The organism is Streptomyces sp. NBC_00104, from assembly GCF_045160825.1.
Classification (GTDB): Bacteria; Actinomycetota; Actinomycetes; order Streptomycetales; family Streptomycetaceae; genus Streptomyces.
In genome coordinates this window covers 1,385,468-1,409,407 of sequence record NZ_CP108215.1, presented here as the reverse complement: position 1 = coordinate 1,409,407, position 23,940 = coordinate 1,385,468, and the positions used below count along the sequence as shown (strand labels likewise).

Annotated in this window: 17 protein-coding genes and 3 pseudogenes; 13 read left to right on the top strand and 7 right to left on the bottom strand. The window is 69.3% G+C overall.

Features of this window, described 5'->3' with window-relative positions; all coding sequences use genetic code 11:
- The first annotated feature begins 40 nt into the window (after positions 1 to 40).
- Together tkt and OG272_RS06030 are read left to right on the top strand one after the other, a co-directional pair.
- Complete coding sequence (gene tkt / locus OG272_RS06035) at positions 41 to 3,316, top strand: transketolase (protein ID WP_405892778.1); 3,276 nt, start codon at positions 41 to 43, stop codon at positions 3,314 to 3,316.
- Between the two features lie 570 nt (positions 3,317 to 3,886).
- Positions 3,887 to 4,273, top strand: a pseudogene (locus OG272_RS06030) (transposase); the annotation flags it as partial.
- Here OG272_RS06030 and OG272_RS06025 read toward each other — a convergent pair.
- Positions 4,265 to 4,639 carry a hypothetical protein gene (locus OG272_RS06025; protein ID WP_328224800.1) on the bottom strand — a complete coding sequence of 125 codons (375 nt, stop codon included), beginning with the start codon at positions 4,637 to 4,639 and terminating at the stop codon, positions 4,265 to 4,267. The pseudogene OG272_RS06030 and the gene OG272_RS06025 overlap by 9 nt on opposite strands.
- A gap of 612 nt (positions 4,640 to 5,251) precedes the next feature.
- Positions 5,252 to 6,544 carry a cellulase-like family protein gene (locus OG272_RS06020; protein ID WP_405892777.1) on the bottom strand — a complete coding sequence of 431 codons (1,293 nt, stop codon included), beginning with the start codon at positions 6,542 to 6,544 and terminating at the stop codon, positions 5,252 to 5,254.
- A 159-nt stretch (positions 6,545 to 6,703) separates the two neighbouring features.
- Between OG272_RS06020 and OG272_RS06015 the strand changes: the two genes are divergently transcribed.
- Positions 6,704 to 8,767 carry a glycoside hydrolase family 2 TIM barrel-domain containing protein gene (locus OG272_RS06015; protein ID WP_328222508.1) on the top strand — a complete coding sequence of 688 codons (2,064 nt, stop codon included), beginning with the start codon at positions 6,704 to 6,706 and terminating at the stop codon, positions 8,765 to 8,767.
- A gap of 170 nt (positions 8,768 to 8,937) precedes the next feature.
- Here the strand turns inward: OG272_RS06015 and OG272_RS06010 are convergent, their stop codons facing one another.
- From OG272_RS06010 to OG272_RS06000, 3 genes are all read right to left on the bottom strand, one after another.
- Positions 8,938 to 9,867 (bottom strand): carbohydrate ABC transporter permease, encoded by a 930-nt coding sequence (locus tag OG272_RS06010; protein ID WP_327730907.1) that lies wholly within the window; start codon positions 9,865 to 9,867, stop codon positions 8,938 to 8,940.
- Complete coding sequence (locus OG272_RS06005; RefSeq protein ID WP_326584529.1) at positions 9,864 to 10,769, bottom strand: sugar ABC transporter permease; 906 nt, start codon at positions 10,767 to 10,769, stop codon at positions 9,864 to 9,866. Before OG272_RS06005 ends, OG272_RS06010 begins: the two co-directional genes overlap by 4 nt.
- 64 nt (positions 10,770 to 10,833) lie before the next feature.
- The gene (locus OG272_RS06000; RefSeq protein ID WP_405895990.1) at positions 10,834 to 12,180 is read right to left on the bottom strand and encodes an ABC transporter substrate-binding protein; all 1,347 of its coding nucleotides are present in this window, start codon (positions 12,178 to 12,180) and stop codon (positions 10,834 to 10,836) included.
- A gap of 174 nt (positions 12,181 to 12,354) precedes the next feature.
- Between OG272_RS06000 and OG272_RS05995 the strand changes: the two genes are divergently transcribed.
- From OG272_RS05995 to OG272_RS05970, 6 genes are read left to right on the top strand one after another with little or no spacing between them, the layout of a single operon-like run.
- A complete protein-coding gene (locus OG272_RS05995) occupies positions 12,355 to 13,098 on the top strand; it encodes an SDR family oxidoreductase (protein ID WP_326584531.1) in 744 nt (247 codons plus the stop codon).
- A 55-nt stretch (positions 13,099 to 13,153) separates the two neighbouring features.
- The gene (locus tag OG272_RS05990; protein ID WP_326584532.1) at positions 13,154 to 13,903 is read left to right on the top strand and encodes a FadR/GntR family transcriptional regulator; all 750 of its coding nucleotides are present in this window, start codon (positions 13,154 to 13,156) and stop codon (positions 13,901 to 13,903) included.
- Positions 13,900 to 15,045 carry a galactonate dehydratase gene (gene dgoD / locus OG272_RS05985; protein ID WP_326584533.1) on the top strand — a complete coding sequence of 382 codons (1,146 nt, stop codon included), beginning with the start codon at positions 13,900 to 13,902 and terminating at the stop codon, positions 15,043 to 15,045. The genes OG272_RS05990 and dgoD overlap by 4 nt, the downstream gene beginning before the upstream one ends.
- Before the next feature lie 50 nt (positions 15,046 to 15,095).
- The gene (locus OG272_RS05980; RefSeq protein ID WP_405892773.1) at positions 15,096 to 15,716 is read left to right on the top strand and encodes a bifunctional 4-hydroxy-2-oxoglutarate aldolase/2-dehydro-3-deoxy-phosphogluconate aldolase; all 621 of its coding nucleotides are present in this window, start codon (positions 15,096 to 15,098) and stop codon (positions 15,714 to 15,716) included.
- A gap of 32 nt (positions 15,717 to 15,748) precedes the next feature.
- A complete protein-coding gene (locus tag OG272_RS05975; RefSeq protein ID WP_327732327.1) occupies positions 15,749 to 16,669 on the top strand; it encodes a sugar kinase in 921 nt (306 codons plus the stop codon).
- Between the two features lie 15 nt (positions 16,670 to 16,684).
- Positions 16,685 to 17,587, top strand: a complete 903-nt coding sequence (locus OG272_RS05970; protein ID WP_328222506.1) for an SMP-30/gluconolactonase/LRE family protein — start codon at positions 16,685 to 16,687, stop codon at positions 17,585 to 17,587.
- Between the two features lie 602 nt (positions 17,588 to 18,189).
- On the opposite strand, the gene OG272_RS05965 is transcribed toward OG272_RS05970, so the two are convergent.
- Positions 18,190 to 19,500 (bottom strand): ABC transporter substrate-binding protein, encoded by a 1,311-nt coding sequence (locus tag OG272_RS05965; protein WP_405892771.1) that lies wholly within the window; start codon positions 19,498 to 19,500, stop codon positions 18,190 to 18,192.
- 351 nt (positions 19,501 to 19,851) lie between these two features.
- On the opposite strand from OG272_RS05965, the pseudogene OG272_RS05960 reads away from it, so the two are divergent.
- From OG272_RS05960 to OG272_RS05950, 3 genes and pseudogenes are all read left to right on the top strand, one after another.
- A pseudogene (locus tag OG272_RS05960) lies at positions 19,852 to 20,430 on the top strand (LacI family DNA-binding transcriptional regulator); the annotation flags it as partial.
- On the top strand, positions 20,411 to 20,770 hold the full coding sequence (locus OG272_RS05955; RefSeq protein WP_405895989.1) for an RICIN domain-containing protein: 360 nt from the start codon (positions 20,411 to 20,413) through the stop codon (positions 20,768 to 20,770). The pseudogene OG272_RS05960 and the gene OG272_RS05955, both read left to right, overlap by 20 nt.
- A gap of 480 nt (positions 20,771 to 21,250) precedes the next feature.
- Positions 21,251 to 23,377 carry a glycoside hydrolase family 2 TIM barrel-domain containing protein gene (locus OG272_RS05950; protein ID WP_405892770.1) on the top strand — a complete coding sequence of 709 codons (2,127 nt, stop codon included), beginning with the start codon at positions 21,251 to 21,253 and terminating at the stop codon, positions 23,375 to 23,377.
- Positions 23,378 to 23,575: 198 nt separating this feature from the next.
- On the opposite strand, the pseudogene OG272_RS05945 reads toward OG272_RS05950, so the two are convergent.
- A pseudogene (locus OG272_RS05945) lies at positions 23,576 to 23,773 on the bottom strand (helix-turn-helix domain-containing protein); the annotation flags it as partial.
- Here OG272_RS05945 and OG272_RS05940 point away from each other — a divergent pair.
- Positions 23,742 to 23,906 carry a hypothetical protein gene (locus tag OG272_RS05940; RefSeq protein WP_327730914.1) on the top strand — a complete coding sequence of 55 codons (165 nt, stop codon included), beginning with the start codon at positions 23,742 to 23,744 and terminating at the stop codon, positions 23,904 to 23,906. The pseudogene OG272_RS05945 and the gene OG272_RS05940 overlap by 32 nt on opposite strands.
- The last annotated feature ends 34 nt before the right edge of the window (positions 23,907 to 23,940 follow it).

The window sequence follows — 23,940 nt, the reverse complement described above, 5'->3', positions numbered from 1 at the left end:
CACGTCCTCACCGTCCTTCCGTAGACACAGGAGCTCACGCGTGAATCCGCGCTCGACCGCTTCCGCCCCCGCGTGGACCGAGTTGGACCAGCGGGCCGTGGACACCGCCCGCGTCCTGGCCGCCGACGCCGTACAGAAGGTCGGCAACGGCCATCCGGGTACGGCGATGAGCCTGGCGCCCGCCGCGTACACCCTCTTCCAGAAGGTGATGCGGCACGACCCGGCCGACCCCGACTGGGTGGGCCGTGACCGGTTCGTCCTGTCCGCCGGTCATTCCTCCCTGACCCTCTACATCCAGTTGTACCTGGGCGGCTTCGGCCTGGAGCTGGCGGACCTGGAGTCCTTCCGCACCTGGGGTTCGAAGACCCCGGGCCACCCCGAGTACGGGCACACCAAGGGTGTGGAGACGACGACCGGGCCGCTGGGGCAGGGTGTGGCCAACGCGGTGGGCATGGCGATGGCCGCCCGCTACGAGCGTGGTCTGTTCGACCCGGAGGCCGCCCAGGGCGACTCCCCGTTCGATCACCACGTGTTCGTGATCGCCGGTGACGGGTGTCTGCAGGAGGGCATCTCCGCGGAGGCGTCCTCGCTGGCCGGTCACCAGAAGCTCGGCAACCTGGTCCTGCTGTGGGACGACAACCACATCTCGATCGAGGGTGACACCGAGACGGCCGTGTCCGAGGACACCGCCAAGCGGTACGAGGCGTACGGCTGGCATGTGCAGCGTGTGGAGCCGAAGCCGGACGGCGACCTCGACCCGGCCGCGCTGTACGCGGCGATCGAGGCCGCGAAGGCGGTCACCGACAGGCCGTCGTTCATCGCGATGCGCTCGATCATCGCCTGGCCCGCCCCGAACGCGCAGAACACCGAGGCCGCGCACGGCTCGGCGCTGGGTGCGGACGAGGTCGCCGCCACCAAGCGGGTCCTGGGCTTCGACCCGGCCAAGAACTTCGAGGTCACCGACGAGGTCATCACGCACACGCGCGCCCTGGGCGAGCGTGGCCGTGAGGCCCGGGCGGCCTGGGAGAAGCAGCTCCAGGAGTGGCGCAACAACAACGCCGAGCGGGCGGCCGAGTTCGACCGGATCAGCGCGGGTGAGCTGCCGACGGGCTGGGAGTCGCATCTGCCGGAGTTCGAGACGGGCAAGGGTGTCGCCACCCGTGCCGCGTCCGGCAAGGTCCTGCAGGCGCTGGGCGCGGTGATCCCGGAGCTGTGGGGCGGCTCGGCGGACCTGGCCGGTTCGAACAACACGACGATCGACAAGGCCAGTTCGTTCCTGCCGGCGGACAACCCGCTGCCGGAGGCGGACCCCTACGGCCGCACGATCCACTTCGGTATCCGTGAGCACGCGATGGCCGCGGAGATGAACGGCATCGCGCTGCACGGCAACACCCGTATCTTCGGCGGCACGTTCCTGGTGTTCTCCGACTACATGCGCAACGCCGTCCGTCTCTCCGCGCTCATGCACCTGCCGGTGACGTATGTGTGGACGCACGACTCCATCGGTCTGGGCGAGGACGGCCCCACCCACCAGCCGGTGGAGCATCTGGCCGCGCTGCGGGCGATCCCGGGCCTGAACGTGGTCCGTCCGGCCGATGCCAACGAGACGGCGATCGCCTGGCGCGAGATCCTCAGGCGCTGGACCAAGGAGTTCGGCAAGGGCGCGCCGCACGGTCTGGCGCTGACCCGTCAGGGTGTGCCGACGTACGAGGCCAACGAGGATGCCGCCAAGGGTGGTTACGTCCTGTTCGAGGCCTCCACCGGAAGCCCGGAGGTCGTGCTGATCGCGACCGGTTCCGAGGTGCATGTGGCCGTCGGGGCGCGTGAGCGGCTCGAGGCCGGCGGGGTGCCCACGCGGGTCGTCTCGATGCCGTCGGTGGAGTGGTTCGAGGAGCAGGACCAGGGGTACCGGGAGAGCGTTCTGCCGCCGTCCGTCAAGGCGCGTGTCGCGGTCGAGGCCGGGATCGGTCTGACCTGGCACCGGTACGTCGGTGACGCCGGTCGCATCGTTTCGCTGGAGCACTTCGGTGCTTCGGCCGACGGCAAGGTCCTCTTCCAGGAGTTCGGCTTCACCGCCGAGAACGTGGCCGCCAAGGCCCGGGAGTCCATCGCCGCCCTGGACAGCGACCGCAACCGCGAGCACCACCAGATAGGAGAAGCGACTTCCATGACCGGCGACGCACTCAAGCACCTCTCCGAGGAAGGCGTCGCGATCTGGCTGGACGACCTCTCCCGCAGACGGATCACCTCCGGCGACCTCGCCGAACTGATCAAGCGCAAGCATGTGGTCGGCGTGACCACCAACCCCACCATCTTCGAGCAGGCGGTCGGCAAGGGGGACGACTACGCGGACCAGATCCGTGAACTGGCGCTGCGTGGGGTGACGGTCTCCGAGGCCGTCCGCATGATCACGACGGCGGACGTCCGCGACGCCGCCGACATCCTGCGCCCGGTCTTCGACGCCACCGGCGGCCGTGACGGCTGGGTCTCCATCGAGGTCGACCCGCGCCTCGCGCACGGTACGGCCGCGACCGTGGCCGAGGCCAAGCAGCTCGCCTGGCTGGTGGACCGCCCCAACACCCTCATCAAGATCCCGGCCACCATGGCGGGCCTGCCGGCGATCACCGAGGTCATCGGCCTCGGTATCAGCGTCAACGTCACACTGATCTTCTCGCTCGCGCGCTACCGCGCGGTCATGGACGCGTACCTCGCGGGCCTGGAGAAGGCCAAGGAGCGCGGCCTGGACCTGTCGAAGATCCACTCGGTGGCGTCCTTCTTCGTGTCCCGCGTCGACACCGAGATCGACAAGCGACTGGACGCGATCGGCACCCCGGAGGCCAAGGGGGCCCGCGGCAAGTCCGCACTGGCCAACGCCCGCCTCGCCTACCAGGCGTACGAGGAGGTGTTCGGCTCTGCCGACGGATCGACACGGCCTTCCGGCGCCTGGGCGGACCTCGACCGGGACCGGGCGAACAAGCAGCGCCCCCTGTGGGCCTCGACGGGGGTGAAGGACCCCTCTTATCCCGACACTCTCTACGTCACCGAACTGGTCGCTCCGGGCACGGTCAACACCATGCCGGAGGCCACCCTCGATGCCACTGCCGACCATGGCGAGATCACCGGGAACACCATCGCCGGGACGTACGAGCAGGCCCGTGCCGACCTCGATGCCCTCGCCGGGCTGGGCGTCTCCTACCGCAATGTCGCCCACGTCCTGGAGGAGCAAGGGCTCCAGAAGTTCCAGCAGTCCTGGGACAGCCTCCTGAACGCCGTACGGCATGCGCGGCCGCCGAAGGCGAGCGCTCTTGCCGACTGAGATGGCCGGCCGACTCCGAGAGGGTCCGAGATGGATGCGTGACGGGCTGGCAGCCGAGTGAACGGCGCATCGACCCAGTCCATCGACCCAGCCCATCGCGTCATATCACCGGGGCGGGGCGGGGCGGGGCGGGGCGGGGTGGGGCGGGGCGTTGCGCACGACTTGGCACAACGGCACGGTCGGCGACGGCCTGCCGGAAGCCCAGGACGGCCGCTGGTCCCGTGCGCCTGGACCCGGCTACGCGGGGCGCGGGCCCAGGACCTTGAGAGGACCGGCGAGGATCTCGGCGAGACCGTCCATATGCTCTGGCACCGGCGCAGGGCGGTGGATCGGATGCCGTCCTGGCGATCAGCTCACGTCGCGTCGCCGAGCACGCCGAGGGCCGCGGTCAGGGCCACGGCCGCGAGGGCAAACAGCAGAAGGACGGCACCGACACCGCTCCACGCGGATCGGGTCCTTGCCCGGCCGTCAGGTGCGGCCGGGCCGGTCGCGGTTGCCGAGCCGTTCCTTGGCCTTGGTGTCCCGGTCGGCAGGGGACGGCCGGACAGTTCGGCGATCCCCCGCTCCTGAACCTGCGATCCGGACCGTTGCCGGGCCGCGGGACTCAGTGAGGAAACCGTCATCGCGGCCAAGCCGGAAGTGGCCCGGATGGTGATCGAAAGGTTCCTGGACACTGGACACAGCGTCGGCTGGGCCACGGGTGACGAGGTCTACGGCGGCAACCCGATACTGCGATCCGCGCTGGAATACCGCGGCACCGGTTATGTTCTCGCGGTGGCCTGCTCAGCCGAAATGACCACCGGCGCAGGCCCGTTCCGCGCTGATGTGCTGGTGAAGAAGGTGCCGAAGAGGGCCTGGCAGAGGCTTTCGGCCGGACGTGGCGCGAAGGGGCAGCGGCCGGACTTTGCCGCGTGCGGACGGGGAGCCTCGGCGCCGGAACGACCGGCGTCACGACAGCAGCATTCGCGTCCATATCACGGCGAGGAACGCGCAGGTGAGCGCGAACAGGCTCTGCACGACGGCGCTGACCGGCATTCTCAGGCGGGCGTGCACGACGGCACCGGTCGCCGCCACGGCCGGAACGCCCCAGACGACGAGCCATATCAGGACGGGGACGTCGCGGGAGTGCGTGGTTGCGGAGGAGCGCGGCGGCTGCGCGCTGCCCATGCCGACCATGACGAACAGCATCGTGGCGACTGCGACGATGACCGCGTCCGCGACCAGCAACAGCAGGGCGACCGCGATGTCTATGAGCAGGGAGGGGCGTTCGCGGGTCTGGGGAGGCGCCGGGGTGTCCTGGTCGTCCTCGAGCGGTGAGGCCATGACCAGACTGCACCACGGAATGGCGTGTTCGGCGCCGTGCGGGATCGTGTAGCGGCGCGACTGTGACCAGCCGTCACCACGGGCGACGAGGAGCCGTTCCTCAGGACTCGGAGACGACCAGGGACGCTTGTTCTCATGGGCCCTGTCAGGCGCGTCGAAAGGCCGGTTCAACGGCCTAGCAGGACATCGAGCCAGGGGCCTGGGGCCATGTGGACTTGAACCGGATCTTCCCGGGTGACGCGGAGCTCGCACTCGCTGCGGCTGCCGACTACCGGACATCGAACACAGAGGAGGCACGCCATAAGCACACCGTTCCGGAAAGGATCTGCCCGACGAGGCGGACGTGGTGGTGGTAGGCGGTGCCTCACCGGTCTGTCCACCGCCTGTCACGCCGCCCGCAGGGGTTGCCAGGGTCGTCTCGACGAGTCCGCCGTGCAGGTCGGCGCGGACGGCCTCGGCTGAGCCCCCCGACGTACGGGAGCGTTGGGGGCACTCCCGCGACAGCCGGTGCTCATGCTCCGGTGTGAGCTGTCCCTCGGCCTGACCCGGACCGCATGACGCCCTGCCCGATCGGCTTGCCGTCCGCACCCCGGGCCGCCGTGGGACTCGGGTTCAGTCCGCGGTGATACGGGAGTTGACCCGTCGCATCCAGTCCGCGTCGGTGTGCCACATGGGGTGGTGCGGGGCCGCGTTGGAGGTCAGGAGCACGCCCTGGAAACCCGCGGCGAGGCAGCTGTCGACGACGAACTCGGCGATGTCCTTGCCGACGGCGTCCTCCTCGAAGCGCGTCAGCAGGGGGGTGTAGCCCACGACGCCTTCGCCGAGGACGGCGGGGATGCCGCGGCGGCGGGCGAACTCGGCGACCGAGTCGACCCATCCGGCCAGGGTCTCCCGCATGGCCTGTCGGTGCGCCGGATAGTTCTCGTAGAGCCACAGGTCCCAGCGGTCGGGGTCGACCCAGTCGTGGGCGTAGAACAGTTCGCGCGGAATGCCGGTGGCGGCCAGCCGCCAGGGCTCGTCCGGCTGGTAGTCGGCGAAGGCGGGCGCGTCGGGGCGCAGCATGGCGGCCAGTTCGGGGGTGGGCCAGGTGGCCGTCTCGGGTGCCGATTCGGTGCCGTGGCCGAGTCCCACCACCTCGTACAGGGCGCCGAGCACGCCGTAGACGTAGAAGTGGAAGTGCGCGATCTGGGCCTGCTCCGGCAGGTCGTCGAGCTCGTCGGGCCAGGGCTCACCCAGCGAGTAGGTGACGGGGATGTCGGGGTGGCGTGCCCGCAGCAGCTTCACCGCGCGTTCGAGGGGGCCGCGCAGCCGGGCGTAGTGGCCGGGGGTGCCGTCGGCCGGCACCAGGTCGCAGTTGTCGACCTCGTTGTGCACCTCGACGTAGGCGACGTGGTCGGCCAGCCCGCGTCCGGTGAGGAAGTCCAGCAGTTCGGCGAGGGATTCGGCCACCGCCTCGGCGCGGTCCGGGCCGGGAACCGCGGCCAGGGCGCGGTGCCAGGCGTCGGTGTCGGCGAAGCTGGGGGACTGCTGGTACTCCCACGAGGACACGATCACCTTGCAGTCGTGGCGGGCGGCCGCCTCGAACAGCTCGACGAGCCGCCGGCGGCCGTCCAGCGGATAGTCGCCACGCACGTCGTACCAGCGGGTGCGCTGCCCGAACTGCTCGCCCAGGCCGCGGACCTGGATGGACTCCGGGGCGTGGACGCGTCCGGAGAACAGCAGGAAGGGCATGGCGCAGATGCGGACGGTGTTGAAGCCCCGCTCCACCGTCTCGGCGAAGGCGCGGTCGAGGTCGGCGAACGGTTCGCCGGGTCCTGCCTGTGTGTACCAGCTGAAGTCCCACAAGGTGATGGCGAGCCGGCCCGTGGGCTCGCTCGTGGTTGTTCGCTGCGGTGTGGTGGTCATGAGGTCACCCGTCGTTCGTGTGCGGTAGGACGCCGTCGGCGGCTCGACGGCACCACGCTAGCTCAATTCATTATTTATGAATAATCCTTGACGAGGGTGGCGGGGTTGTCCAGGCTGTGGGGCGGACGAACACGTACGTGATCCGAGGAGCCGTCTGCCATGACCGAATCCATCCATCCGTCCCGGCGCACCGTCCCGTCCCGGCGCACCGTCGTCACGGCACTCGGCGCGGCCGCCTTCGTCGCCCTGCCGGCCTGGCCGGAGACGGCGCGAGCGGCAGACGGTACGGCCGCCGCCGCGGACGGCCCGGTGCTGGACACCCACCCCACCACCGAGCCCTCCGGCACCCATGTGCGTGACATCGGCGGCACCAACGTTGTCTTCCGGTACGGCGCGGTCCTCCCCGCGTTCGACGGCTGGCGCACCCATGAGCCGACCCGCGAGTACCTGTCCCTGGACAGGAAATGGCGCTTCCGTTTCGACCCCGACAACCAGGGGTTCGGCGAGGGCTGGCAGTCCGCGCACCACGACGACAGGACGTGGGGCCGCATCGACGTCCCGGCGGCCTGGGACCTGCTGGACACTCCCGGATTCGGCTCGGAGACCGGCCCCTTCGCCCGGGGCACCGCGTTCAGCGACGGCTACGCCTGGTACCGCACCACCGTCGACGTGCCCGCGTCCTGGCGTGCCCGGCACGTACGCATCGCCTTCCTCGCCGCCGGGTACAGCGCCGAGGTCTGGCTCGACGGCAGGCATCTCGGCAAGCACGAGGGGGCCAACTCCCCCTTCGCGCTTCCGGTGGCGGGGGCGCTGAGACCGGGAACGCGTCAGACGATCGCCGTCCGGGTCTTCCGCCGGGCGAGCTACACCGACTACACGGACTCGACTCCCCAGCCGGTCACGGACGACCATGAGCTGCCGTACAAGCCCGTCGACTACTGGCCCTACGCGGGCCTGACCCGGTCGGCCTGGATCGAGGCGGTCCCGCAGGTCACCATCGCCAAGCTGCTCGCCGTCGGCGCGAACGGGCGCCTTGAGGCACGCGCGGTCGTCGAGAACCACAGCGCCTCCGACTTCGAGGGCCGGCTCACCCTGGATCCCGGCCGGGGAAGCGGCGGTCGGCCCGTCGTGGTCGCGGCCCGGATCGCGGCCCGGTCGGCGGGCGTGGTCCGCGTCTCGGTCCCGATACCCCACGCCCCGCGCTGGAGCCCGGCCGCGCCGCACACGCTCACCGCCCGCGCGACCCTGACCGCCGGGAGGCACTCAGGGGCGCGGGTGGACACGCTGTCCACCGGGTACGGCGTGCGTGAACTGACCATCGGCGAGGCCCAGTTGCGGTTGAACGGCAAACCTCTCTTCCTCAAGGGCCTCAACTGGCACGAGGAGACCGCCGCGCACGGTAGGGCGATGACACCGGCCGAGTACGACCGGGAACTGGGCCATGTCACAGCAGTGGGCGCCAACTTCATCCGCAACTGCGTCTACAACCGCCACCCGTACGTCTACGACTGGGCGGACCGGCACGGCGTGCTGGTGATGGACGACATCGACACCATGTGGCTCAACACGGCCCAGGAGAAGCTGCAGACCGAACGCTACGGCCTTGCCCGCGCCCTGGCCCTGACCATGGCGTGGAACCAGCACAACCACCCGTCGGTGATCCTCTGGTGCCTCCAGAACGAGTCGGAGATCGACGCCGACGGCGCCCCGGTCTACCGAGCCTGGCTCGCCGACCTCAAGGCGGCCGTGAAGGCGGTCGACCTCACCGCCCGCCCCGTCACCTGGGCCTCCAACACCAGCAACGACCCCGCCTTCGACCTCGCCGACGTGATCGGGTTCAACGAGTACTTCGGCTACTTCTACGGCAAGGACGCCGACCTCGGCCCCACGCTGGACGCGGTGCACGCGAAGTATCCCGGCAAGCCGATCCTGATCACCGAGAACGGCACCTGGTCCGTGGCGGGCACCCACGGCCCCAGCACCACACAGGGTACGGAGGAGTGGCAGGCGGCGAGCTTCACCGCCCACTGGGCGCAGGTGACCGCGCGCAGCGAGTTCGTCGCCGGCTTCACGTACTGGGTCCTCAAGGACTACAAGCAGCGGGCCGGGTACAACCAGGCCTACAACGGCATCTCCGTCATGGGCCTGCTCACCTTCGAGGAGGAACGGCCCAAGCTGGTCCACGACGCGTTCCGCGAGGCGGTGAATCCCAGGGGCAGGTGACCTGCCAGGGTGCGGCGGAAGGGGGAGGGGCGGTCCGCCCCTCCCCCTTCCGCCTTCGAGCGCTCAGCGACGCGGCGGCCGCCGCACACACCGTCCACGTGGACGCGCGAACTGGCCGAGGCGCTGCCCGACGACGACCAGTACGCCAACATCTTGTTTCTCCGGCGGCGTCAGCCCTTTACGCTGCCCTCGGTCAAACCGCTGCGCCAGAAGCGCTGCAGGGCGATCATGGCGATCATCAGAGGGACGACGGAGACGAAGGCACCTCCCACGGTCATTTGATAGAGCTGCGGTTGGCGGTCGGCGAAGGACTGCCACGACGTCAGACCGAGGGTGATGGGGTACAGCCTGGAGTCGGAGAGCATGACCAGCGGCAGGAAGTAGTTGTTCCAGATGCCGACGAACTGGAAAAGGAAGATCGTCACCAGGGCGGGGGTCATGATGCGCAGAGCGACGACCGTGAAGATGCGGAGCTCTCCCGCGCCGTCGATGCGGGCTGCCTCCAACAGCTCGTCCGGTATGGATGCCGCGGCGTAGATCCGGCACAGGTACACGCCGAAGGGACTGACGAAGCTCGGCAGCAGTACGGCCCAGTAGGTGTTGGCCATGCCTGCCTCGCTGAACAGCAGGTACATGGGCAGCGCCAGCGCCGTGGCAGGGATCAGGACGCCACCCAGCACGATGTTGAAGATCGTGTCGCGGCCGGCGAAGGAGAACTTGGCCAGCGCGTAGCCGGACATCGCGGCCAGCAGCGTCGCCACACCCGCGCCGACGCCCGCGTACAGCAGGCTGTTGGCGGCCCAGCGCAGGTAGATCGCATCGTCGTAGGTGACCACCTGGTGCAGGTTGCTCAGGAACCGGGGATGGGAGAACCACAACCCGAAGCTGCCGAACAGGTCGCCGGTGGACTTCGTGGACGCCACGACCAGCCAGTACACCGGGAGCAGGAAGTACCCGGCGGCCGCCACCAGCAGGCCGGTGACCAGGATACGACTGCGCGTGGTGACCCCGGTGATGCCGCCGCGCGGCGTCGTGCCGTCGTCTGGGGCCGGCGTCTCGCCCTTTGGCGGGACCGTGCGGGCCGGTGTCTTGAGACTCACGCGTCCCCACCCCTCTTGTTGATCAGCCGCAGAAAACCGAAGGAGAGCACGAACGCGGCTAGGGCGAGCAGCACTGCCTCGGCGGCGGCGAGGTGGTAGTTGTCGTTGGTGAACGCCTCGTTGTAGGCGCTGAGGTTGGGGGTGTAGGCGCTGTCGATGCTCGATGAGACGGGCTTGAGCACCAGCGGTTCCGCGAACAGTTGCAGCGTGCCGATGATGGTGAAGACCGTGGTGAGGATCAGCGCCGGGCGCAGCAGCGGCAGTTTGACGTGCCGGACGGTCATCCACGCACTGGCGCCGTCGATGCGGGCGGCCTCGTACAGTTCCGCGGGGATGGTGCGCAACTGGGCGACGAGAACCAGGACGTTGTAGCCGGCGAACTCCCACGTGACGATGTTCGCGATGGACCACAGAACCGTGTCTCCGCCCAGCAGGTCGACCGACACCCCCAGGTGGCGCATGCCGTCCACGAGAGGGCTGACTCCCGGCACGTACAAGAAGCCCCACAGGATGGACGCGATGACCCCGGGAACGCCGTAGGGCAGGAAGAAGGCGGCGCGGAAGAACGGCACGCCTCTGGCCGAGGCGCTGTCCAGCAGCAGCGCGAGCCCGGCGGCCAACGCGACCATCACCGGCACCTGGACGGCCGCGAACAGCAGTACGCGACCGATGCTGCGCACAAAGGCGTCATTGGACAACGCGTCGGAGTAGTTGCGCAGCCCTGCGAAGACGGTATGGCTGCCGCCGAGCCCCAGGGCTCCGGTGCGCTCGACATCCATGACGCTCTGGTAGACGGCGTAGCCGATGGGGAGGGCGAAGGTCAGGAGGAACAGCAGGAGGAACGGCGCGACGAAGACGACGGGCGCCAGATTTCTGCGGCGGCGGGGCGCTCGGGTGGGCATCAGGGTTCTTTCTGGAGTCCGGAGGGGAGAGCGGCGGCGGCCGTGTCGCGCCCTCCGGAGGTGGTCACTGGCCGGTGGAAACCTTCAAACCCTTCTTCTTCAGGTCCTCGACGGTCTGCTTCTGCGCCTGCTGGACCGCGGAGACGAACGTCCCCTTGCCGGCCAGGGCGGCCTGGAAGCCGTCGTTGAGGTGCTGGTAGGTGGCGCCGATCGTCGGTATCCACTTCCACGAGGTGTCGATGTTCTTGTCCGCCTCCGCGAAGACCTCGTTGTACTTCTGGCCTCCGAAGAACGTCGACGGCTTGTCCAGCGAGGAGCCCTTGTACCCGTCGGCCGCCGCGGGCCAGCCGTATCCGCCCTGCAGCAGCAGGTCGACGCTCGCGGGGTCGGTGTTGAGCCATTCGGCGAACTTCAGGGCCTCGGGGATGTGCTTGGCGCCCTTGAGGACAGCCGTGGAGGATCCTCCCCAGTTCGCGGACACGTTCGAGCCCTTGGTCCACTGCGGCATGGGTGCGACCGCCCATTTGCCGGTGGTCCGAGGAGCGTTTCCGCTGATGATGGCGTCGCCCCACTGGGCACTGACCCACGAGGTGATGGCACCGGTCTGCAGGTCCTTGTACCAGCCGTTGGCGAAGTCAGGTTCGGTCTTGATCACTTTCTTGCTACGCAGTTCGTCCCAGAAGGCGGCGACCTTGAGGGTCTGCGGGGAGTCGATGTTCACCGACCAGGTGTCGCCGTTCACGCCGAACCACTTGGCGCCGGCCTGCCATGCGAGTGCGGTGAACCAGGCGGAGTTGCCGGCGGGGAAGGTGCTGATGTAGGCCTTCGGGTCGGCTTTGTGGATCTTCTCCGCGGCCTGGGCGAACTCGTCCCAGGTGGCGGGCGGCGTGATGCCCCACTTCTTGAACAGGTCGGCGCGGTAGAACAGGCCCATCGGACCGGACGCCTGGGGGATCGCGTAGACGGCCGAGCCGAAGACTCCCTGCTGCCACTGCCAGTCCACGAACTTCGACCGGTCCTTGTCCGCGCCGTACTGCGACAGGTTCACCAGGCCGTTCTCCAGCAGGAACGAAGGGATCTCCTGGTACTCCACCTGCGCCAGGTCGGGCGCGTTGCCGCTCTTGAGCGCGGCGCGCATCTTCGCGTAGCCGCCACTGCTGCCTGCCGGGATCTTCTCCAGTTTGACGCGGATGTCCGGGTGGGTGGCGTTCCACCTGTCGACGGCCTTGTCGACGCCGGGAACCCACGACCAGAAGCGCAGGTCGACCTTCTGGCCGGGCTTGGCGGGTTCCTGGACTGCGGGGTCCTTCGAACCGGTCGAACCCCCGCAGGCGGAGATCACCAGGGCGGCGGCGGCAAGGGTCACTGCGAGTGCGCCTCGGCTTCTGCGGAGGTGTTTGGTGCGGCTCATGCGGCTCATGGGAGGAGGTCCTTCCTCGCTTCGTACAGAGGTGCCTGTGCTGCCGGTCAGTTTCGGAGCGGCATCACCACCCCGTCAAGATATATTCATAATTAATTGAAACAGCTATGGTGGGCGCGTAGGCAGGAGCGAGGGGAGACGTACGTGATGACGGAATGCCGCAGGATGACGGGGCGCGTGGCGGTGATCACCGGTGCCGCGCACGGAATCGGCGCGGCCACGGCTCGCAGACTCGCGGCCGAAGGGGCGGTGGTCGTGGTCACGGACGTGGACGACGCGGCCGGCAAGGAGGTCGCGGCAGGCATCACCGACAGCGGAGGCCGCGCGGAGTACGTGCGCTGCGATGTGACCTCGGCCGCCGACTGGGAGAACCTGGCCCGTCACGTCGCCGAGCACCACGGCCGGCTGGACGTACTGCACAGCAACGCCTACGCCCAGCTCAACAAGCCCGCCCACGAACTGAGCGAAGCCGAGTGGGACGGCCAGATGGCCGTGCTGCTGAAGCCGGCCTGGCGGGCGATGAAGACGTTCGCGGCCCTGCTGCGCGAATCCTCGGGGTCCGTCGTCCTCACCTCCTCGGTGCACGCGGTCATCGGACTGCCCGGCCACGCCGCCTACGCCGCCGCGAAGGGCGCGCTGTGCGCACTGGGGCGCCAACTGGCCGTCGAGTACGGGCCGGACATCCGGGTCAACACGGTCCTCCCCGGCCCCATCCTCACCGCCGCCTGGGAAGGCATACCGGAGCCCGACCGCGCGCGCAGCGTGGCGGCCACGGCGGCGAAGCGGTTCGGCCGGCCCGAGGAGGTGGCCGCCGCCGTAGCCTTCCTGGCATCGGCGGACGCCTCCTATGTGACCGGAGCCAGCCTCGTGGTCGATGGAGGATGGAGCGTCATGAAGGAGTCCTCGTGAGCGCCGCGCCCCGAGCGGGGCGCCGACCGACAGGACCGATACGGAAACGGAGAACGTGGTGACCCATCCCCCCAAGGGGCTGCACGGACAGGCCGTGGAGGAGCTGGGCCGGCGCATCATTCGCGGCGACTACCCTCCGGGCTCCGTGGTGGACCCGGTCAGGTTCGAGACGGAGCTGGGCGTCAGCAAGACCGTGGTGCGCGAGGCGCTGCGCGTGCTGGCGTCCAAGGGTCTGATCGAGTCGAAGCAGAAGCGCGGTACGACCATCCGGCCCCGTGCCGACTGGAACCTGCTGGACAGCGACCTGCTGCGCTGGCAGGGCAGCAGCGCTCCCACCGAGGGCTTCCTGGAGGACCTCGGCGAGGTCCGCGCGATAGTCGAGCCCGCCGGAGCTCGGCTCGCCGCCGTGCGCCGCACCACGTCCGACCTGGACGCGATGCGGCAGGCGCTCGACGCGATGGCGGCGGCCGGGACGGACGCGGACGCGATGGTCGAGGCGGACCTGGCCTTCCACCGCGCCCTGTTGGACGCCGCGCACAACGAACTGCTCAGCCGGATGGAGGTCGTCATCGAGGCCGGCCTGCGGATCCGTGACCGGATCGTGCACGGCGCCCGGCACTTCTCCGACTCCATCCCCGTGCACCAGGAACTGCTGGACGCGGTCGAAGCGGGCGATCCGGACGCTGCCGTGGCCGCCGTCGAGTCCCTCCTGGCCCAGGCCTCCGACGACCTGGCAGCCGTACGCGCCGACCGGGACGACCACGACGACGCGGCGACCGATTCGCTGCCGAAGGAACTTCCTTGAAGATAACCGGACTTGAGACGTTCCTGGTGGCCCCGCGTTGGCTGTTCCTACGTGTCGCCACCGACGAGGGCGTCACCGGCTGGGGCGAGCCCGTGATCGAGGGCCGCGCCGAGACCGTGCGCGCCGCGGTCCACGAACTGGCCGACTACCTCGTCGGCCGCGACCCGCTGCGCATCGAGGACCACTGGCAGGTGCTCACCAAGGGCGGCTTCTACCGGGGCGGCCCCATCCTCTCCAGCGCCGTCGCCGGCATCGACCAGGCGCTGTGGGACATCGCCGGCAAGACCTACGGCGTCCCGGTGCACCGCCTCCTCGGCGGCCCCGTCCGCGACCGCGTCCGGATGTACGCCTGGATCGGCGGCGACCGCCCCAGCGAGGTCGCGGAGCTGGCCGAGGAACAGATGAAGGCGGGCTTCACCGCCGTGAAGATGAACGGCTCGGCCGAACTCGCCCCGATCGACACCCCGGCCCGCACCGCCGAGGTCGTCGAACGCGTCGCCGCGGTCCGTGACGTGCTCGGCGACGAGCGCGACATCGCCGTCGACTTCCACGGCCGCGCCTCCACCGCCATGGCGCGCCGCCTGCTGCCCCAACTGGAGCCGCTGCACCCGCTGTTCGTCGAGGAACCCGTCGCGCCGGAACACTCGGGCAACCTGCGCAGCCTGGTCGAGTCCACCAGCGTTCCCCTCGCCACCGGCGAACGCCTCTACTCCCGCTGGGACTTCCGCGAGGTCATGACCAGCGGCATCGCCGTCGCCCAGCCCGACCTCTCGCACGCCGGCGGTATCTCCGAGGTCCGCCGCATCGCCGCCATGGCCGAGACGTACGACGTGACCATGGCTCCGCACTGCCCCCTCGGACCGATCGCCCTGGCCGCCAGCCTGCAGATCGCCTTCTCCGTGCCGAACTTCCTCATCCAGGAACAGAGCATGGGCATCCACTACAACCAGCGGTGCGACCTGCTGGACTACGTGATGGACCCCGAACCCTTCCGATTCGTGGACGGTTACGCCGTCCTGGGGTCCCGCCCGGGGCTCGGCGTCGAGATCGACGAGAAGGCGGTACGCCGCGCAGCCGAGACCGGACACCGCTGGCGCAACCCCATATGGCGCGGGTCCGACGGGGCGTTCACCGAGTGGTGACCACCACCAGGCCGACCCCCGCACCCCACGCCCAAGGAGAACCCGCTCGTATGAACCTGGTGGAATCGCTCCGGACCCACCGCCTGCTGGCGATCGTCCGCGGCAAGGACCCCGCCGCGGCACTGCGCACCGTACACACCCTCGCCGAGGAGGGCATCGCGGCCGTCGAGGTCTCGCTGACCACCGCCGACGCCCTGACCGTCATCAGGCAGGCATGCGCCGAACTCGGCCCCGACGCACTGCTCGGCGCGGGAACCGTGCGCTCCGCCGCGGACGCCGCCCGTGCCGTCGACGCGGGCGCCTCCTTCCTCGTCACCCCGGCACTGGTCGACGGACTGGAGCCCTACGGCGTACCCGTGCTGATGGGCGCCCTGACACCGACCGAGATCGAAACCGCCCTCGCACGTGGCGCCGACGCGATCAAGCTCTTCCCCGGCTCCCTCGGCGGACCCGGCTATCTGAAGGCTCTGCGCGACCCCTTCCCCGAGGTGCCCTTCGTGCCCGTCGGCGGAGTGGACGCGCAGGCCGCCCGCGACTACCTCGACCGGGGTGCCCTCGCCGTCGGCGTCGGCTCTCCGCTCGTCGGGGACGCGGCCGACGGCGGCGACCTGGGCCAACTCCGAGCCCGCGCCGCCGAGTTCCGCGAGATGGCCGTCGGGGAGAGGCCGTGACACCACCTGAAGTCGTGACCTTCGGCGAGACCATGGCGGCGCTCCGGGCCCAGGGCGCGCTGCGGCTGGGCGGTGGTCTCGGCCTGTCCGTCGCCGGAGCCGAGTCCAACGTCGCGATCGGCCTGGCCCGGCTCGGCCACCGGGTGCGCTGGGCAGGCCGCGTCGGTGCGGACGAACTCGGCGCGCTGGTCCTGCGCACGCTGCGCGCCGAGGGCGTCGACACCGACCACGTGGTCACCGACGACGCCGGCCGGCCCACGGGACTGCTGCTGACCGAACCTCGTCTGGGAACGCTGACCCGCGTCAGTTACTACCGTGCGGGTTCCGCGGGTTCGGCAGTCGCACCGGACGACGTACTGCCCGCGCTGGCCCCGGGGTCCCGCGTTCTGCACCTGACCGGCATCACGCCTGCGCTCGGTCCCTCGGCGGCCGAGGCGGTCCTGGCCGCCGCCAAGACCGCCCGCGAGAGCGGTGTCACCGTATGCCTCGACGTCAACTACCGCTCCCGGCTGTGGACGTCCGACCGCGCCCGCACCGCCCTGCGACCGATCCTGGACCATACGGACCTGCTCATCGCCTCCGAGGACGAACTGCCGCTGGTGCAGGAAGTGCCCGGGGCGGGCGAGTCCGAGGCCGTGCACACCGTGCTGGCGGCAGGCGTCGCCGAGGTGGTCGTCAAGCGGGGCGCCCGGGGTGCGACCGTCTTCACCGCCGACGGCGCGACCGACCGTGCCGCGCGAGAAGTTGACGCAGTCGACCTGGTCGGTGCGGGCGACGCCTTCGTGGCCGGATACCTCTCCGGCCTCCTTGACGGCACGGACATCCCCGCCCGGCTGCACCGGGCGGTCACCACCGCGGCCTTCGCCGTCGCCACCCGGGGTGACTGGGAGGGCCTGCCGACACGGGACGAACTCGGCCTGTTCGACGAGCCCGAGGGCACGACCATTCGCTGACCCGGAGAACTGATCATGACATCCGCATCAACACCGACGTCGGTCGTCGTGGACGGCGCGTACGAGCTCGCCGAGGGCGGCCGTTGGATCGACGGCCGGTACGTGTACGTCGACATTCTCAGCGGTCGGCTCTTCGAACTCCGAGACGGCACCGACCTGGCGACACCACGCCAACTGGCCCGGCTCGACGTGCCGTTGGGCGCCGTCGCGCCGGTGGGGGACCGGCCTGGGGCGTGGATCGCCGCCGCGGGCACCGGCATCGCGCTGCTCACCGCCGATGGGGCACTGGAATGGCTGGACCGCCCCGAGGACCGCACTCCCGTCGCCGGCCGCATGAACGACGGCGTCGCGGACCCCGCGGGCCGCTTCTGGACCGGCAGCATGGCCTACGACGGCACCCCCGGCGCGGGCTCGCTCTACCGAACGGACCCCGACGGCACGGTGGTTCGCGTCCTCGACGGCCTGACCATCGCCAACGGGCCGGCCTTCACCGCTGACGGCACGACCATGTACCTCGCCGACACGGCCGTCGGCACCATCCTCCGCTGCCGGGTCGACCCCGCCTCCGGCGACCTCGTCGGCGGCCCGGAGACCTTCGCCCGACTGCGCGACGGCGAAGGCAGCCCCGACGGGATGACCGTCGACGAGGAGGGCTGCCTGTGGGTCGCGATGTGGGGCGCCTCCGCGGTCCGCCGCTACCACCCCGACGGTCACCTGCTCCACACCCTGACCGTGCCGGCCCCCCACCCCACGTCGGTGTGTCTGCACCCCGGCGACAACCGCCTCTACATCACCACCGCTCGCTACGGGGTGACGAACCCGACTGCGGCCTCGGGCGCGGTGCTGAGCGTCTCCGTACCGGTCGGAGGAACGGAGGCCTGCTCCTGGCGCCGACCGCGTCCGGCCACCATCGCTTGACCGCCCGGACGCACTGATCAGCGGCTTCGACACAGCGCAGGTGACCGGGCCGGCACCTGGCATGGTGCTGCGGTCCGGTCACTTCGGCAGGTGGATCAGCCGGGCTCGCGGACGACGGCGACGCCTCCCGGTGGGACGGTGATGGTTCCGGTGACCGGTGTGCCGTGAGGAGTTCGACGCCTTCGGCAGGTGCCTCGGCGCCCTTTCCGGTGTGGTCGATGAGGAACAGGCAGTCTGCCTCCGCGCCCCGGCGCCGGACGACCTCGATCCCGGCGGGTGCGTCCTGCTCCTGCGTGACGCCGGCAAGCGGCTCTTTGGCCGCGGGATCCTGGCCGGGACCGAGCCGGACATGTTCGAAGAGAGCGCGACGTCGGTGACGTGGGGGTCGAGCGCGCCGGATGCGACCAGTCCGGCCGGCAGACCCGCCATCAGGCCCAGCGTGAGCCTGTCTCGGCGGGTCGGCAGCCGCCGGTGGTCCTGTGGAACCCGCCCCCTTGCCGCCCGCGGCGCCCGGAGGCGGCGCCGCGGCCGCCTCCGGGATCTCCGTGGTCGTTTCGGAGCTCATGGTGTCGGTGCTCATCCGCTTCAGAAGGGGGTCGGTCTCAGTCGGACGCGAAGATCGTCTTCTTCTGGCGCTCGATCGAGGACAACAGGCTGTCGATGTCCTTGGGATTGCGGATGAACTTCTGCAGCGCGGGCTGCATGACCGTCGAGGTGAAGTCCGGCCGGCTGTCACGGTCCATGAACTGCGTGAGATGCTTCGCGCCGCTGATCATCTCGTAGCCCTTCTTCTGCAGGGCGCTGTAGCCGGAGGTGTCGGCCTTCGTGGAGGCGGCGATAAGGCTCGGGTCGGCCTTCAGGTAGATCTCCTCGGCCTGGGCCGTGCCCAGGAATTCGAGCAGTTTGACGGAGCCGGCGTGGTTCTTGGGCTTCTTGCTGAGCATGATGCCGTCGGTCGGCGCCTCCACGGTGTCCTGCCCGTACGTCGGGTCGATCTCCGGGAAGGCGAAGAAGTCGAGGTCGTCCAGGTCTGCCTTGTCGGTGAACTGCTGGGCCACGAACATGCCAAGCATGTACATGCCGGCCTTCTTCGCCACCAGCGTCTGGGCGGCGTCCTGCCAGGTACGGCCGACCGCGCCTTCCTGGTGGTAGGGGAGGGTCTCGGCCCAGGTGTCGAAGACCTTGCGGACCTTCGCGTCGGTCCAGGAGGCCTTGCCCGCCATCAGTTCGACGTGGAAGTCGTAGCCGTTGAGGCGGAAGTTGATCTGGTCGAAGGAGCCCATCGCCGGCCACGCGTCCTTGTCACCGAAGGCGATCGGGACGAGGCCGTCCTTCTTCATCCGCTTGCACAGGGCGACGTACATGTCCCACGTGGTGGGGACCTCGTAGCCGTACTGCTGGAAGACACTCTTGCGGTAGAAGACCGCCCACGGGGACGTCGTCAGCGGCACCATGTAGTACTTGCCGTCCTGACCCTTGCTCAGGTCGTGCATGGCACCGGGGAAGTTGCCGCCGATCGACTTCCACACGTCGTCGATCGGGGTGGCCAGCCCCTTGGCCGCGAAGAACTGCATCCGGTAGCCGGCGAACCACTGGAACACGTCGTCCGGCGTGCCCTGCAGGTAGGTGTTGATCTGCTCCTGGAACGTGTTGTGGTCCTTGGTGTTGATGTCGACCGCGATCCCGGACTGCTTCGTGAAGGCCGCGTAGACGTCGGCGTACCCCTTCTTCGGGACGGCGTCGGACGCGTTGGAGCCGACGGTGACGGTCTTGGGGTCGGCCGCGGTGCCACTGCCGCCGCAGGCGGACAGCAGCGGGACACCAGTACCGAGGAGTGCGGCCCCACCGAGTCCGCGCAGCACGGCGCGGCGGCTGGTGCCAGGCAAGGACTGACCAAGGGGTGAATGGCGCATTTCGGCTCCTGAGAGGCTGTCACAACCCGGGCATGGCACATCGGCTCAAGGGGGCGTGGCGGGAAGAAGCGGTCGACGATGCGACCAGAAGCGAACGTGATCGGACAGATCCAATCGGCTGACGCGTCGAAGAGTGAACTTTCCAGGGACTGGCTGTCAAGCGTCTGCGGAGAACGAGTTGAGCGAACCGCCCCTGGCGAGGGAATCCGGTCGGCGACGGAAGAAATGCTGCACCTTCTCTTGACGCGGAGCCTGCGGCTACGTAGACATGACCGCGCGGTCAGTGACCGCGCGGTCATACGGTTGACCTCGTTCGATGGTCACTCGTGGTCACACTCGTCGGGAGTTCCCATGACACCAGTGGTGGGGCGCGGCGCGGGTCCCCCCGCGCCGCGCCGCGAGGACGTGGCTCGTGCGGCCGGCGATTCGCGCAAGACGGTGTCGCGGGTCCTCAACAACGAGCCGTATGTCTCCGACGAGGCCCGTCGACGCGTTCTCCAAGCCGCCCAGGAACTCGGTTACCGGCTGAACCACGCGGCCAGGGCGGTGGCCTCGGGCCGAAATCGTTCGATCGGTGTGGCCGCCCTGGGGTCGGCCGGGTATGGAACGACCTCACTCCTGGTGGGCATCGAGAGGGCCGTACGGGACGCCGGCTACGCGCTCCGTGTGGTCAACACGGTGGACGGTGACCCCGAAGGCATCGCCGGCGCCGTGCTGTCGCTCCTCGAACAGGGAGTTGACGGTGTCGTCGTCTCCGAGCCCGTCGTGGAAGGGGAGGTGCCCGTCATGATCGACGCGCCCGTCCTCTTCCTGGGCGCGCCACCGGCCTTCGCCTGCGCCCGGACCCTGACCGTGGGAGTGGGCGTGGGCGCGTACGAACTGGCGCGGGCGGCCACCGAGCACCTGCTGGATCTGGGCCATACGACCGTACGTCCTCGTCGACAAGAACAGCGGCAAGTACCTCGGCATCCCCCAGGGCTCCACCACCGCCAACACCGCCGCCAACCAGCGGCGCGACTCAGCCTGCGCCTGCCAACTGTTCACCTTCCGGTCCGCCGGCGGCGGAGCCTGGACCATCAGGAACGTCAACAGCAACAGCAACCTCAACCTCGACATCCGCAACTCCTCCAGCACGGCAGGTGCGGCCGTCGTCCAGTGGAACAGCCTCAGCTTGACGACCAGCTCTGGAAGATCGTCCGCATCAACTGACCAGACGAAAGGCAGGGACGACCAACATCCCGCCTGCCGGGCACGCGGGCCAAGTCGGTGAGCCCGGCAGCTCTGTCCCGCACGGCCTCCGCTCGCCCTCCATGACGTCCGCCGCGGTCTGCTGAGCGCGAAGTGGATTTGGGCGGCGGCCAGTTCGACGAGCCAGTGGGTGGATCGGCTCCGTCACCCTCCACCCGCGCACGGACACCGGCGAGTCCGGCGGCGGCACGGCGGGCTTCCCGTCGACTTCACCTTTCAGGGCCGGCCCGGCGGGGTCAGCGCCACACCACCTTCCGCACCATCACTGCCGAACCAAACCCCAACGGGGCCGCCCGGACTTACACCCTCACCTCCGCCACCGGCCGTCCCTTCCGTCTGCGCGTCACCGAGCTCGGCAAGCCCGCGTCGGACGAGACCACCACGTACCGCCTGCAGCTCGCCGAGGCGACGGTGACGCCGGCGTGAACGTGATGCCGCGGTCCGTCGACGAAGCGCCACCAGAAAAGCCTTCTACTTCACCTCTGAGAAAGTGAGTCATGAGATGACAGGTTTCCCCACGCGCCGACAGGTGCTGAGCGGGACGGCCGGGGGAGTGCTTGCCTCGTTGGCGGGGATTCCGCCGGCCGGCGCCGCCTTCGCGGCCACGACGTACACGGCGCCGAACCCGCGTGTTCGCATCGACCTCAACAAGGGGTGGCGCTTCGTCAGAGAAGACGTCAGCGGTGCGGAAAATCCCGGATTCGATGACTCCGGATGGGCGTCCATCAACACACCGCACACCTGGAACGCCGTCGACGGTGCCGACGGTGGCAACAACTACCACCGTGGAGTGGGCTGGTACCGCCGCCGTTACACCGTCCCGTCCGAACTGGCCGGGAAGAGGCTGTATCTGCAGTTCGCCGGGGTCAACCAGGTCGCCGACGTGTGGGTCAACGGCACGTATCTCGGGCAGCACAAGGGCGGATACTCCCGGTTCAGGTTCGGCGTCACCGGCGTGCTCGTTGCGGGCGGGGACAACGTGATCGCGGTGAAGGTGACCAACGCCCGCGACACCAACATCGCGCCGGTGAGCGCGGACTACACCTTCGAGGGTGGCATCTATCGCAATGTGAGCCTGTGGGCCATCGACAACCTGCATGTGCGGATGGAGGATTACGCAGGCCCCGGGATCTACCTGCGGCAGAGCAACGTGACCGCGGCATCGGCCACGGTGACGGTGACGACGAAGCTGTGGAACGACAGCAGCACCACGAGATCGGTGGTCGTCCGCAGCGTCATCGCCGACAAGAGCGGGACCGTCGTCGCGGAGAGCAGCAGTACCGCGCAGACCCTCGCCGCGGCCGCCGGCGCCGAGATCAGACAGACCCTCGGCATCGACCGCCCCCGCCTGTGGAACGGCCTGGCGGATCCGTACCTCTACAGCGCAAGCGTCGAGATCCATGACGTCACCGCGGGCGCGGACAGGATCGCGGATGTGGTGACCGAACGCCTGGGCCTTCGCTCCGTGGCAGTGGACGCCGACACCGGCTTCCACCTCAACGGCAGCCACCTCGGCCTGCACGGCGTCAATCTGCACCAGGAGCGGGCCGTCAAGGGCTGGGCGGTGACCGACGCCGATCACACACAGGACTTCGACCTCATCCGGGAACTCGGCGCCAACGCCATCCGGATGGCGCACTACCAGCACGACCAGAAGGACTACGAACTCGCCGACGAACGCGGGCTGATCGTCTGGGCCGAGATCCCGCTGGTCAACTCCGTCACCGACTCGCCCGCCTTCACTGCCAGCACCCAGAACCAGATGCGTGAGCTGATCCGGCAGAACTACAACCACCCGTCGATCGTCTTCTGGGGCATCGGCAACGAGCTGACCGATTACAACGGCACCGCTACGAACAGACTGCTCGCGTCACTGGCCGGCATCATCGAGGCCGAGGACCCGGACCGGCTCTCCACCTACGCGGTGCGCGGCGAAGACCCCGACAACGCGCAGGCAGGGCTGCACACGCGGACCACGGGCTTCAACAAGTACTACGGCTGGTACTACGGTTCCAAGGACGGTGACCTTGGTGCCTGGGCCGACAACCTGCACGCGAACTCCCCGTCCCGCAAGATCGCCATGTCGGAGTACGGCGTCGGCGCCAGCACCACCCAGCACGCCCTGAACCCGCCCAAGCCCGCACCCGGGGGTTCCTGGCACCCGGAGGAGTACCAGGCGCTGTTCCACGAGGCGGCCTGGAAACAGCTCGCCGCCCGTCCGTACATGTGGGGCTCGTTCGTCTGGGCCATGTTCGACTTCGCCTCCGACGGCCGCAACGAAGGAGACCGGCCCGGAATCAACGACAAGGGCCTGGTCACCCGCGACCGGCAGATCCGCAAGGACGCCTTCTACTGGTACAAGGCCAACTGGGCGAGCACTCCGACCCTTCACATCACCAGTCGTCGCTGGACCCAGCGAACCGATGCCACCACCGAGCTGAAGGTCTACTCCAACGCGGACCAGGTCACCGCGACCCTCAACGGCACCTCCCTGGGAACCCTGAGCAGCGGCGACCACATCTTCAGGTGGGCCGGCATCACACTGAAGCCGGGGCAGAACACCGTGCTGGTGACCGCGACCATCAACGGCTCCACGTACACCGACAGCGTCAATTGGACTCTCGCCTGAGATCGAGTGAAGGCTTTCGGCGCCGTCGCGGCCGCTGCCTGTTCCAGGCAAGGGCGGGCGCTCACGTGGCGGTGCCACCCGTTGCCACCCGGCTGGGGCCCGCGCTCGGCACGCAACCGGGCGGGACCGTCCAGCCGGGCCGCTGCATGCCGCCGGCCCGCTCGCCGGGCGCCGCGGAGGGCCGGTGAGTCCCCAGTCGGCGGGGGACGTCCGAGCGATCAGGCAGATGTGCTCGCGCACTCGGCTACTGATCGTCCTGGGGCGTCCCCCGCTCCATTTTGGGTCCAGCGCGTCGAACCCTCGCTCGTTGAACGCGTGGATCACATCGTGGACGTAGTCGGCGCTGACCTGCAACAGCGAGGTGATGTCCGGCACCGACCGGCCCTTGGCGGACATCATCACCACGATCGCCCGCCGCAGCCTCACCGGATCCTTCGCGGTCCGGCTGATCCGCTGCAGCCGCCGACCCTCCTCCAAACTGACCGGCCGGACGAACACCTCCGGACGACGCCCCACAGCCACCCCATGACCACCTGGAGGCAGGTCGCCGCTTCAGAGACGAC

Excerpts from the sequence above, each read along its gene's own strand:
- OG272_RS05950 (WP_405892770.1), top strand. The coding sequence starts at position 21,251 with ATGACAGGTTTCCCCACGCGCCGACAGGTGCTGAGCGGGACGGCCGGG.
- OG272_RS06015 (WP_328222508.1), top strand. The coding sequence starts at position 6,704 with ATGACCGAATCCATCCATCCGTCCCGGCGCACCGTCCCGTCCCGGCGC.
- OG272_RS06005 (WP_326584529.1), bottom strand. The coding sequence starts at position 10,769 with ATGCCCACCCGAGCGCCCCGCCGCCGCAGAAATCTGGCGCCCGTCGTC.
- OG272_RS05965 (WP_405892771.1), bottom strand. The coding sequence starts at position 19,500 with ATGCGCCATTCACCCCTTGGTCAGTCCTTGCCTGGCACCAGCCGCCGC.
- OG272_RS05975 (WP_327732327.1), top strand. The coding sequence starts at position 15,749 with ATGGCGGCGCTCCGGGCCCAGGGCGCGCTGCGGCTGGGCGGTGGTCTC.
- OG272_RS05980 (WP_405892773.1), top strand. The coding sequence starts at position 15,096 with ATGAACCTGGTGGAATCGCTCCGGACCCACCGCCTGCTGGCGATCGTC.
- OG272_RS05940 (WP_327730914.1), top strand. The coding sequence starts at position 23,742 with ATGTCCGGCACCGACCGGCCCTTGGCGGACATCATCACCACGATCGCC.
- OG272_RS05995 (WP_326584531.1), top strand. The coding sequence starts at position 12,355 with ATGACGGGGCGCGTGGCGGTGATCACCGGTGCCGCGCACGGAATCGGC.
- OG272_RS06000 (WP_405895990.1), bottom strand. The coding sequence starts at position 12,180 with ATGAGCCGCACCAAACACCTCCGCAGAAGCCGAGGCGCACTCGCAGTG.
- OG272_RS06020 (WP_405892777.1), bottom strand. The coding sequence starts at position 6,544 with ATGACCACCACACCGCAGCGAACAACCACGAGCGAGCCCACGGGCCGG.
- OG272_RS05970 (WP_328222506.1), top strand. The coding sequence starts at position 16,685 with ATGACATCCGCATCAACACCGACGTCGGTCGTCGTGGACGGCGCGTAC.
- OG272_RS06025 (WP_328224800.1), bottom strand. The coding sequence starts at position 4,639 with ATGGCCTCACCGCTCGAGGACGACCAGGACACCCCGGCGCCTCCCCAG.